The sequence below is a fragment of the Thermosipho sp. (in: thermotogales) genome (assembly GCF_020054775.1).
In the GTDB taxonomy this organism is placed as follows: domain Bacteria; phylum Thermotogota; class Thermotogae; order Thermotogales; family Fervidobacteriaceae; genus Thermosipho; species Thermosipho africanus.
This window is the reverse complement of the sequence record NZ_JAIHAP010000057.1, coordinates 1-12,091: the sequence shown is the minus strand read 5'-3', so window position 1 is coordinate 12,091 and position 12,091 is coordinate 1. Positions and strand designations below refer to the sequence as shown.

Sequence of the window (12,091 nt, the reverse complement as noted above, 5' to 3'; positions counted from 1 at the left end):
TTGCCCTTTCTTTGCCAATGAAAAACACCCCCTAGATAGTTATATTTTATCACTTCCGGGGGTGTTTTTTATTTCGTTCCTTTTCTTGGGTTCAGTCCAGAAAGTGGGGATTTTTTTAAGTTATTGTCTAAATTAATTTTCCATACTATAATGTTATAAAGCAAAATGTGAATTAAAATGGAAGAATCGAGGAGGTTTAAAGATGATTAACAACATAATTTTTGATCTTGGAAGGGTTCTTATTAACTGGGAACCTGAAAAATACATGAAAAAAGTTTTTGACGAAAATACAACTTCTTTTCTACTGGAAAAAATATTTAACACTAATGATTGGAACCTTATGGACAAAGGAGTTATTGATGAACAAACACTCTGGGAAAATAAATTAAATCAATATCCAGAATATAAAAAAGAAATTGAGCACATGAAAAACAAAGTTTTAGATTTACTCACACCAATTGAAGAAAATGCAAAGCTTCTTTATATACTAAAAGAAAAAGGCTATAATCTATACATCTTATCAAATTTTAGCAAAATTGCTTTTCAAAAAGTGTATGAAAAATACGACTTCTTCAAATTATTCGATGGAATGATAATATCAAGCCATGTAAAATCAATCAAACCTGAAGATGAAATATATAAGATCCTTATAGAAAAATACAAAATAAACCCTGCAGAAAGTTTGTACATAGATGATAAAATAGAAAATATAAAGACAGGAGAAAAATTTGGATTTAAGACAATTCATTTAGAAAAGCCTGAAGATTTAAAAGACAAACTTTCAAAAATACTAAAAATAGATATTTAAAAAAAGGAAAGTCCCCATTTTTAATTAAATTCCTGGCCATCCAAAATCAAAAGATACTCCTTTTGATACGTGAATACCATTTTTTAAAATTTCAAAAATAACATTAATATATTTTTCTTCAAAAATATAAGTAGTTGTGGTTGAAACTAAAGTATAATCATATTTTTTTTGGAGCCTAAATTATACTCTAAATACGTATTTAGAACCAGCTGTGTTCTTGTAGAATTGCCTGAAATACTTGCATCTTCAAATTCTGCTTGTATATCATCCCAATATGCTGCGTTTTCAGTTAAAAACTTTCTCCAAATATTTGCCCCGGAAATATAAAGTATTTTTGAATATGTATTATCCACCGTCTCAATTATCTTCTTTTCTACATTAATGGCATCTTTAAAAAGATATGAAAGCAAAAGGGCTGACAAAGCTGAAAAAAATATCAAAATTATTCCCAAAGAAATATTAATAATTCCCTTTTTCATATACTTTTCCCCCTATAAGTTTGGAATTAAAACAATGATTCTTTCCTTAATAATTTTAAATTCCTTACTTTTATACTTCCAAGGAGCATTCCATGTCAAAACAAACTTTAAAGCGAATATTGAAGATAAATCAAAGCTTGAGTCTACTTCAGATAGCGGTTTTTCTTTTATACCATTGCTATAATACATTGCATTTATATCAAAATCTTCAACATTTTCGAGTATATTTGAAATATAAATATTTGAAGTTGAATCGGGGATTGGAAAATATCTCTCAATATAAATCTTTCCACTTTCTTTTTCAAAAACTATCTTTGTTTGCTTTATCATTACACTAGGATAGCCTGTAAACGCTACAGATTTTTCATATAAAGGATAAACATATTTGTCTTCATTCCTTAAACTGAGAGTTTTATTAGTCTTTGCAAGATTTATCTCCTTAAATTCAAATATGTCTGATGGTGTGATTTCACCAGGATAAGTTCCAGGTCCTGAAATTTTATTTGCATCTAACTTTGCAATTCTTGTATAATAGCCATCTGCTGAAGAAGAAAGCTTGTTTTTAATTATTACCCAATTTATTTTCCCAAGATCTCCACCATACAAGGGTGAGTAAGTTCCATCACCATTTCTAACAAAAAAATTCTTGTACGTTACAACATATGTAATATAAAATTCTTTTTTTTGAGAATCTTCATAGTAATCTATTGAATTTGCAATCTTACAATGATCTGTAACTTGAGAATAAACCTCTCCTTTTTGCTCATAACTTCCTTGATCTCCAGGAACAAAAACAGGCTTATACAATTCTTTCAAAAGTTCTCCTCCACTTCCAGCATATTTAAGTTCATTTTCAAGGATATCGAAAAGAAGTGAAATAGAACTTTCAGCATATAAATTTTGAAGATTTATTCTTGAGTTTTTATATGATTCAACAGAATTATCAACAATATAATAAACTATTTGAAAAGTTATTGCTATTATCAACATAGAAACTAAAAGTTCTGAAAAAGTAAATCCTTTTTTCATCTTATCACTCCAAAACCTTTGGTAATGAATTTTCAATCTTTAAAATCTTTTCTCTTGAATCTAGTAATATTTTTATCTCAGTGTTTGAATATGAGCTTTCAAACACGCCAGCATTGTTTTTAAAAAACAAACTATCGTAAGTATAAATTAAAAAAGAAGATTTTTCCTCATCATTTAAATATACCTTAATATTTTCATCAGTTTTAAATGATGAAATAACATTTGAATCGGGTGTCCCATCCAAGTTATTATCTATATAATAACTAAACTCTCCATTAGCATATCTTATACATACAACATCATCTTCAATAATTGCCGTTCTTCTTGCATCAATGAACAAAAAAAGCAGATTTTGTAAAATTCCACTCAATTTTGATTCTGTGGAATAATTTTTATACATCGTTTGAAATCCAACAAAAGAAACAGACATTACAATCGAAATTATTACAATAACAATTAACAATTCTATTAACGTAAATCCTTTATGTGTTTTTACCATTGCTGAGGCACCACCTGAGTTTCAATGTACTTTCCATCTTCAGTCTCAATCCTTACAGTAACTATTGTTATTTCAGGAAAAGTAATAAAAGTTGAATCTGAAGTTAGAGTAAATATGTCACTGCTTTCAATATTCTTTTTAGAAATACTAACTTTATACTTTACACCATTATATTCTTCATAACTATCTTGTGGAACTATACTTGATACATTCAAATAAGTAAGTTCTTCACATTTGTTTAAAAGTAACTCTTCAAGAGATATTAATTCTGAATTCTCCTTTGTTTTTCTCAAAAGACTCCATGATGGCACAAAAGCAACACCAAATGCAAAAACTATTATAATCAAAGTAACTAAAGCCTCGACAAGCAGTGAACCTCTTTTCATATCAATTATCCCCTTTATTCCAATTAAATCCTTTAATAATAACCTGCGATGGAGCCGTTTCAATTTCATATTTTAAATATTTTAAATGTGGTGCAGAAAACTCACTTTCAGGTTTTAAAATTATTATTATCTGCGGATCCGGAACAGGTTTATCAAATTCTATCTCTGTAGTAAAATTTTCTACTATTGTTCCACTAGCATCTGGCATCAAAGGGTAACCGAATGGATCTATAAGGCTTGGATCTTTTATCCCGTTCTTTATATACCTAATTTCAAACGAACCGTTTCCCAACGATAAGTCAAAGCCAATATTTACCTTTATTCTCTTGACAAAATTATTTGGAAGATCCTTTGGTAAAATTCCAACAAGATTTGTAAGATAATCACTTATTAGATACCCTGGAGAAGTTTCATATTCCTTTTGAGTCTGGGTTATTATTTTATAGTAATTACCAGAGTGATTACCATCAGCTGCAACAAAGTCAGGTATTCCATCGTTATCCAAATCTGCAATTGTTCCAGCATCAAAATCGTAAGGTGGATTGTTATCTTTTGAATAACTACCGTGTACCAGTTCTAAGCTTAAAAATTTAGGTTTATTGTCCGGTGTTATATCAACTCCCTTAAAAAGATACACACTTCCCCCAAAATTTTTTCCTTGCCTCCAAGCATCTGTTCCAATAAAAATGTCTTTGTAGCCATCTCTATCTACATCAGTTATCTTTATAATGGTCGGTCCAAAACTTGGAAGAATCTCTGGAGACTTTGAATTTTTTATAGATGGATCGGTTATAACATAATCACTTAGTTTTCCACTTGATGTAGTTAAAACAAGTTTATTATCTGTATCAAATGTCAACTGATTATTAACTATTTTTCCAAAATATACAAAAATGCTTTTTTTATCAGTATGACCAACTATAATATCTATTGTTCCATCGTTGTTTAAATCACCTATATCTAAAACTCCTCCACCTCCATCTGATTTCAAATCTTTATCTTTAAATAATTTAATTATATTGGACTCATCAAAAAAACGTTCACTACCTTGTCCAGGATCATTTAACCAAACCCAAACTCTTCCTTTGTAGTCAATATAAAAAACATCTTTGTAACCATCACCATTGTAATCATAACTTGCCATAGCAGAAACCGTCCATTTTGTAACAAAGTTTTTATCTTTACTGATTCTTTTATACACAGCATCTTCGCCATTGCTGTTTAAAACATCACTAACAAATTGCGCATATTGCCAAGAATTATATGCAAACAAATCTAACTTGCCATCATTATCAAAATCATCAACAATTAAAGTCCCATCACCATTTTCAATTGGTAATTGATAATATGATGTATTTTCCAAAACTAGTTCACCATCTTTTTTTCCTTTATTTTCTTTAATTACTACCAAACCATAATAAGTTAACGATATAATATCTGCATATCCATCTTTGTTATAATCCACAGAAAAAGTTTGAGAAACCTGCCCAAAAGATCCATAACCTGGATCTGCTGTAATATCTATAATTTTATAAACATTCACCGCTACAATTTTTTTATCAACAACACGTGTTGAAACATTTTTTACAAAAATAGCCCCCCATGCTTTTTCAGGATATTGCTGACTCCAATTTGAAACAGGAAATTCTGCAGTATAAACATCTGCAAATAAATAATTTAAAACGAAAAAAATCAAAGATAATAATATAAATCTTTTCATATAAATCACCTCTCGTATAAAACTAATAAACTTCATTGATAAAATAAAAAGAATGTGGCTTAGCTCCCATTCCAAAAAACAGAGTTAACTTACCACTCATGTCCATCTCAAATCCACTCTGTAAATACAACTGGTTGTTATTTGGAAAACCAACAAATACATAAAATAGACCATTAAAATCATTTCCTCCATTAACACCTACACCTATTCCAGATTGCTTGTAAAATGGAAAAATGTTTGAAATAAAAATTCCAGAGTAAGAATATGTAGAACTTTCAAAATTGTACACTAAATTCCCATATACATATGAATTTTCATTAAGAATATTCAACATACTAACTCCAGAAGATAATGAAAAAACTTCACTATTTCCAAGTTGTGAATAAGCAGTTAAATATAAACTAGATGAAAAAGTGTTATTAGAATATACAATACCTGGACTAAAGTTAAAGTTATAGTCAAGGGATGTTCCAGTTGCAAAATAAAAACCTGAAATATCCATATTTAACGATAAATTAGAGTTATAACCAACTCTAAAGACAAAAGGTATAAATGAAACTTCTGTAACCCCATAAAAATAATCTTCTGTATTTCTAAAAAGTCCAGCATTTAAAATGCTAAATCTATCCTTATATAACAAATAAGCATATCCAAGGCCATATTCATTGTAAAAATTTGTATAATCTTTAAAGTATCTTAAGTAATAAGGTGCCAGAACAAGGTCAGAATCTATTGAAGTTTTAAAATCAAATATGCTACCAACACTCCAACCTCCATATCCTCCAAAATCACCCAAAGCAGAACTTGTTAAGAAAAATGGTGCAAATAAAGATGGCACAAAATTATACTTTTTTTCTTCCAAAAGACTTGCTTTTCTAAACTCATAATCATCTATTTTGAGATTCTCTGCTTTTATACTTTCTATAGTACTTGATGCTAACTTTGTCTTATATACCGCCATTCCACTTTGACTATAACTTACATAGTAAACTTCATCTTTACTAACTTCTCCATCAAATGCATATAGCCCTTTGCTTAGTAATCTAAAATTTTTTACATCTAACAATTCCATGTAATTATCAAATTTCATAGTTACATATATTCCATCGTTTTTCTTTTTTAAAAAGGCACCTTTAAGATAATAATTGTCTATTAAATTATTATCCTTGTAGAGAGAATTCCCCACTAAGTAATACAAATTTTCTCCATCAAATGCAATGCTTCTTACAAATCCATTTACAACTATTTCCTCGCTCAATCCATATATTATTGATTCATCAGACTTATCATCATAAATTGAATAAATGACTTTGCCATCATACACATCAAATGCACTAATAAATCCATCAACAATCTTTTCATTCTTGCCTATGTTCCATATTTCTGTCTTATTGTTTGTTGATACAAGTGCATAAATTTCTCCAGAATCAACTTTAAAGTCCAATGCAGAAAGATTATATTTTGCCAGTATATTCCCTTTTTCTAATACAATTAACTCATTTATTGGATTGTCCAAATATCCTGTTGCAGCACCAAACTTACTCTTTAAAATATACAGTTTATTATCAACCTTCTCTATTTTGTAAATTCTTTCATTTTTACCTTCGTATATTTTTTCTCCATCAAACTTTACATTTAAGCTATTAAGCCACTCTGAAACCTCATCTTCAAAATTATTACCAAAATGTGCTCTAAAATCATCAGTAAAAATTTCAGGAAGTCTTATAAGTGAAACATAAGGGATTGAAAAATTCAGCATAATTTCCAACCAACTATACGATTTATTTATAGAATCTTTTAAATATTTATTTACCTTTTCCATTCCATACTTTTTTACAAGATACTCAAGAAAGCCTCCGTTTCCATTGTAAAAAACTTGTCCTACTCTAAAATCATTTGCAATTTTGTCCTGAGGAAAAGTTCCACCAAATGTCGAAAAAAGTGCATCTGAAATTACAGGGTTTCTTAATCTTCCAGAATTTTCTGAAAAACTTGACTCAGCAAATACCGTTGGGGCCTCAACCGAAAATTTTCCTAAGCTTGGAGTATACGGCATTTTTAAATCCGAAAGTGTTTTTAAAATACCGTCACTTGGTTTAAGAGTTACAATGTGAGTAAATTCATGTATTAAAAGATATCTGTACCAATCATCAAGAGGAAGATAATTATACATCACTCCAGTAGGATGCCAAGTATAAATTACAATTGTATTATTTTGAAGCGGGTTTGCATAGCCGTTAGTTATAGTAGTCTTTGTTTTTATAAATATATTAATTCTTCCAGGATCATTTTTAAACATATTAACCACATCGTCCCTAATATCTTCAAAGATATTTCCTACCTTAATTGCAAGGTTTTCATAACCTTCTGGATAATAAACTGTAGCATGCTCAAAAATTAATGCTTTTGAGAACAATACAACCGAAAATAATAGAAAAATAAATAACAAAAATTTTTTCACGCTTTTCCTCCCCTTCTTAATATTATTTTGTTAAAATAATTATATCACACAATTTTACCAACAGGTGCAAGGTAAATTACCATCTCGTTATCACCATCAACACCAATTAAGTTATCCATCTTTTCCTGATCATAAGCAGCAACCGCACATGTTCCACAATCTATACTTGTTGCTGCAAGATAAAGGTTTTGACAAACATGTCCTACGTCAATTGCAATTGCCTTGTAAGATTCTGCTGCATATTTCCACTCCGTTCTATATGGAACGACAACCCAAACAAAAACTACAGCACTATTTCCAACAAACTGCTGCCCTAATGTTGCATCTATAATTTTATCTTTAAAATCTCCAGGTTTGACTTTGCAAAGTCCATGTTTTAATGATACATATCTATATATACCTTTTTCCAATCCCTCCACATTAAATACAACCAAATAAGTATCAAATGGATGAGTCGCACCTGCTGAAGGAACTGTTCTAAAAACTACTTTTTTGTCTTGAATATACTTTCTAACACCTTGCGTTGCCCAAAGTAAAAATGACAATTCCTGTAATGACAAAGGTGTATCAGTATATTTTCTTATACTCTTTCTCTCTTCTATAACCTCTCTGAGAGGTTTATTTCCTAAATTAAACTCTGGAAGTTTAATTACTTTTTCACAATCTTTTTCAATTTCCGGTTTTTCAATACCTTTTTCTCTATCCGTATTTTTTATTTGCCTCCAGTTAGATTTTAAAAATTCTCTACTTTTCATACTTTCACCTCCACTAAGAGTATATCAAATTTTACAAACAAAAGTTTTAAAATTTTTACTCAAAATTTGTGAATTAATGATATAATCTATTGGGAGGTGTCGTTAGATGAAAGTTTTTATAACTTACAAAATACCTGAATCTGGAATAAACCTATTAAAAGAAAAATTCGATGTTGATGTATACGAAGGTGAAAAATTTTTGACAAAGCAGGAAATGATGGAACGTTTAAAAGACGCGGATGCAGTTGTAACACAACTTAGGGATCCTGTGGATAAAGAATTTATAGACGCAGGAAAAAAATTAAAAATAATAGCAAATTATGCTGTTGGATTTAATAACATAGATGTGGAATATGCAAAGCAAAAAGGAATATATGTCACAAACACTCCTGATGTTTTGACCGAAGCAACTGCAGATATTGCTTGGGCTTTAATTCTTGCTGTAGCAAGAAAAATTATTCCAGCCGATAAATTCACAAGGGAAGGAAAATTTGAAGGTTGGAAACCCAATCTGTTTCTTGGATATGAAATATATGGAAAAACACTCGGAATTATTGGAATGGGAAGGATCGGAAAAGCAGTTGCAAGAAGGGCAATGGGATTTGGCATGAAAATCATATATCATAATAGAAAAAGGGTAGAAGATGATTATAAATACAACGCAAAATATGTAGATCTAGAAACCTTATTAAAAGAAAGTGATTATATCTCCATAAATGCCCCACTTACCAATGAAACATATCATCTTCTAAATAAAGAAAGGCTAAGTCTTTTAAAGAAAAACGCCATCCTTGTAAATACTGCAAGAGGTCCAATTATTGATGAAAAAGCACTGTACGAACTTTTAAAAGATGGAAAAATAGCAGGAGCAGGGTTTGATGTATATGAAAATGAGCCTGAAATTACAAAGGGATTGGAAAAATTAGATAATGTAGTACTACTACCACACATTGGCTCTGCAACATATGAAACAAGAGAAAAGATGTCTATAATGGTAGCAGAAAATATAATAGATGCATTAGAGGGAAAAATTCCAAGAAATTTGGTGTGGAAAGAATGATTAAAATAGCGGTTGCAGGCGGGGTAACAGGGGGCCATTTATATCCTGCACTTGCCGTTCTAAAAGAACTTGAAAAGCTCACTCCAATTGATGTTCTATACTTCACAGTTTCAGGAAAACTCGAGGAGAAAGTCTTAAAAGATTACAATTACAAAACAGTTTCTCTAAAAATCCAAGGTCTTAAAAGACCTGTTTATTCTATTGAAAATATAAAAAGGTTATTTAAAATCTTTAATGCTAACAATATTGTTCTAAAAGAACTCAAAAAATTTAAGCCGGACATTGTATTTGTAACAGGGGGATACGTAAGCTACCCTGTTGGAATTGCTACAAAAAAACTAAAAATACCACTTTTTATTCAAGAACAAAATGTAATTCCTGGACTTGCAAATATTAAATTATCTTCCTTTGCAAAGAAGGTTTTTGTGTCTTTTAAAGAATCTAAGAAATACTTTCAAAGAGATGTCGTTGTAGCCGGAAACCCAATTTTAATACGTCATAAAGAAAATTTGAATTTTGAAAAAAAGACCATTCTAATTGTTGGAGGAAGCGGTGGCAGTGAATTTTTAAATTCACTTGCATGCAAGCTTTCAAATAAACTAAAGGATTATCATTTTATATTATCAAGCGGAAGAAAAGAAGTACCTTGCAAAAGTGAAAATTTAACAATTTTGGATTACATTGAAAACATGTCAGATTATTATAGTGCAGTTTCATGTGCTATCACAAGAGGCGGTGCTACAACAGTAAGTGAATTAATTTTCTTTGATACACCTTCGATAATAATTCCATGGGAAGGCTCCACCGAAGCACATCAAATAGAAAACGCAAAGCAAATTGAAAAACTCGGATTAGGATATGTAATAAGAGAAAAAGAGGTAAATATTGATGAAATAGCTAACAAGATTATCGAGCTTTCAAACCGTGAAAGAAAAGGTTCACCAAAGACAAATCCAGCAATTTTAATAGCAAAAGAAATTAAAAACGAGGTGTTAAAATGAAGATTCACTTCCTTGGAATCGGCGGAATCGGAATGAGTGCACAAGCGATACACGAACACTTCTCAGGAAATGTAGTTTCAGGAACCGACCCATATTCATCGGAACGTGTGAATTATCTAAAAAGCCTTGGAATTCAAGTTTTTAAATCACATCTTCCAGAAAATATCGATAACGCAGATCTAATAGTTAGAACTCCAGCAGTTTCTGAAGATAACGTGGAAGTTAAAAAAGCAAAAGAAAAGGGTATACCAGTTATTTCAAGGTTAGAACACCATATATCTATCTTAAGGCCATACACTAAAATTGGTGTCACAGGAACGGATGGGAAAACTACAACAACTGCTATGCTTGCTCATGTTTTGTTAAAACTTGGAAAGGATCCCACAGTATTTTTGGGCTCAACGCATCCAATGTTGGAACACGGAAACTACAGAAAAGGAAGTAATATAGCAGTCTTTGAAATGGATGAAAGCCAACCAGGTTTTGAAAACTATAACCCTGACTATCTCATTATAACTAACATTCGGGGAGATCACATAGAAAATTTCAAAAATTTACAACATTATAACAGTTGTTTTGAAAATTCGTGCAAAAATGTTAAAATATGTGTGTCAAATGTCGAAAATAATATATTAAATAACTCTATAAAATTTGGACTAAATGATGGGGACTATAAAATAAATAAAATAGAAAATAACAAATTTTCTCAAAAAATCACAATAAATACACCATATGGAAAGAAAAAATTCATTTTAAACGTTCCAGGAGTTCACAACGCACTCAACGCACTTTCAATAATTTCATTGCTCTTTGAAATGGGATATGAAAAAGATTTGGTACTAGAAGCATTTTCTGATTTTTCGCTTCCAAAAAGAAGGTTCGATATATCATATAATGAAAATGATATCGTAATAATAGATGATTATTCTCACACTCCAGTAGAAATTAAAAGTTTACTTTCAACTGCAAAAAGCGTTTTTAAAGACAAAAAAATTACAATAATTTTTCAACCTCACAGATATTCAAGGCTAAAAAGAGAATGGAAGAATTTTTCAGAAGCTTTATCATTAGCAGATAAGATATATATTACTGAAGTTTATGGCGCATTCGAATCAAAAAATGGTATTAGCGCTCGATTAATTGTAGAAAAGATAAATAATGCTATCTTTGTTCAAGAAAAAGAAGAATTACTACAAATTCTACCCTCAGAACCTGGAGTATATATTTTTGCAGGTGCGGGAGATATTATTGAAATTTCAAAGAAATTTAAAGAAAAAGTAGGAGGGCTAAAAGTTTGAGTATAAAGCTGAAGGAAATTTATATAAATGGATTTAAATCCTTTGGCAGACCCGTAAAGATTCCAATATCTCCTAGGATAACAGCAATCGTTGGACCCAACGGTTCAGGAAAATCAAATATTGTCGAAGCTATACAATGGGTCTTTGGAGAACATTCACTTAAGCAATTAAGGGCCTCAGAAAAATTTGACATGATATTTAAAGGAAACGGAAAAACACCTTCAGCTAGAAGCGCTTTTGTGGAACTTACATTCGATTTTAATGGTCAAGAGTATAAAATAGCAAGAAAATTGGATGCAAGTGGAGAAAACACTTACTATTTAAATGGAGAAAGTGCGCGTCTTAAAGATATAACGGCCTTGCTGGGCTCTAACGCTCTTGTCTCAATAATTGGTCAAGGAAAAATAGATAAAATCGCAATGGCAACTCCACAAGAACTAAAAAAAATATTTGAAGATGCTGCAGGGACATCAGTATATATTGAAAGAAAAAAAGAAGCTCTTTCAAAGCTAGCAGGTACAGAAGCAAACATAGAAAGGCTAAAAGATATAATTTATGAAATTGAACGAAATAAAAAAAGCCTATATATAAAGGT

Annotated in this window: 12 protein-coding genes; 5 read left to right on the top strand and 7 right to left on the bottom strand. The window is 30.4% G+C overall.

Annotation, left to right across the window (positions count from 1 at the left end; genetic code table 11):
- Positions 1-202: 202 nt before the first annotated feature.
- Positions 203-808, top strand: coding sequence for an HAD family hydrolase (locus JG780_RS08540; RefSeq protein WP_004101288.1), 606 nt, complete (start codon positions 203-205; stop codon positions 806-808).
- Positions 809-954: 146 nt separating this feature from the next.
- On the opposite strand, the gene JG780_RS08535 is transcribed toward JG780_RS08540, so the two are convergent.
- From JG780_RS08535 to JG780_RS08505, 7 genes are read right to left on the bottom strand one after another with little or no spacing between them, the layout of a single operon-like run.
- Positions 955-1,287 carry a hypothetical protein gene (locus JG780_RS08535; protein ID WP_004101287.1) on the bottom strand — a complete coding sequence of 111 codons (333 nt, stop codon included), beginning with the start codon at positions 1,285-1,287 and terminating at the stop codon, positions 955-957.
- 12 nt (positions 1,288-1,299) lie between these two features.
- Positions 1,300-2,316, bottom strand: coding sequence for a PilW family protein (locus tag JG780_RS08530; RefSeq protein ID WP_287570126.1), 1,017 nt, complete (start codon positions 2,314-2,316; stop codon positions 1,300-1,302).
- Between the two features lie 4 nt (positions 2,317-2,320).
- Positions 2,321-2,815: a prepilin-type N-terminal cleavage/methylation domain-containing protein gene (locus tag JG780_RS08525; RefSeq protein WP_114702690.1), complete on the bottom strand. Its 495-nt coding sequence runs from the start codon at positions 2,813-2,815 to the stop codon at positions 2,321-2,323.
- Positions 2,809-3,201 carry a hypothetical protein gene (locus tag JG780_RS08520; RefSeq protein WP_004101283.1) on the bottom strand — a complete coding sequence of 131 codons (393 nt, stop codon included), beginning with the start codon at positions 3,199-3,201 and terminating at the stop codon, positions 2,809-2,811. The genes JG780_RS08525 and JG780_RS08520 overlap by 7 nt, the downstream gene beginning before the upstream one ends.
- Before the next feature lies 1 nt (position 3,202).
- Positions 3,203-4,921: an FG-GAP repeat domain-containing protein gene (locus tag JG780_RS08515; protein ID WP_287570123.1), complete on the bottom strand. Its 1,719-nt coding sequence runs from the start codon at positions 4,919-4,921 to the stop codon at positions 3,203-3,205.
- A gap of 22 nt (positions 4,922-4,943) precedes the next feature.
- Positions 4,944-7,382 (bottom strand): hypothetical protein, encoded by a 2,439-nt coding sequence (locus tag JG780_RS08510; protein ID WP_287570121.1) that lies wholly within the window; start codon positions 7,380-7,382, stop codon positions 4,944-4,946.
- A 44-nt stretch (positions 7,383-7,426) separates the two neighbouring features.
- A complete protein-coding gene (locus JG780_RS08505) occupies positions 7,427-8,137 on the bottom strand; it encodes a SagB/ThcOx family dehydrogenase (protein ID WP_287570119.1) in 711 nt (236 codons plus the stop codon).
- Between the two features lie 106 nt (positions 8,138-8,243).
- Between JG780_RS08505 and JG780_RS08500 the strand changes: the two genes are divergently transcribed.
- From JG780_RS08500 to JG780_RS08485, 4 genes are all read left to right on the top strand, one after another.
- On the top strand, positions 8,244-9,197 hold the full coding sequence (locus JG780_RS08500; RefSeq protein ID WP_012580038.1) for a 2-hydroxyacid dehydrogenase: 954 nt from the start codon (positions 8,244-8,246) through the stop codon (positions 9,195-9,197).
- Positions 9,194-10,198, top strand: coding sequence for a UDP-N-acetylglucosamine--N-acetylmuramyl-(pentapeptide) pyrophosphoryl-undecaprenol N-acetylglucosamine transferase (locus JG780_RS08495; RefSeq protein WP_287570128.1), 1,005 nt, complete (start codon positions 9,194-9,196; stop codon positions 10,196-10,198). The genes JG780_RS08500 and JG780_RS08495 overlap by 4 nt, the downstream gene beginning before the upstream one ends.
- Positions 10,195-11,496, top strand: coding sequence for a UDP-N-acetylmuramate--L-alanine ligase (gene murC, locus JG780_RS08490; RefSeq protein WP_287570117.1), 1,302 nt, complete (start codon positions 10,195-10,197; stop codon positions 11,494-11,496). Before JG780_RS08495 ends, murC begins: the two co-directional genes overlap by 4 nt.
- Positions 11,493-12,091 (top strand): AAA family ATPase (locus JG780_RS08485; RefSeq protein WP_287570115.1); only part of this gene is annotated, 599 nt, incomplete at its 3' end. The genes murC and JG780_RS08485, both read left to right, overlap by 4 nt.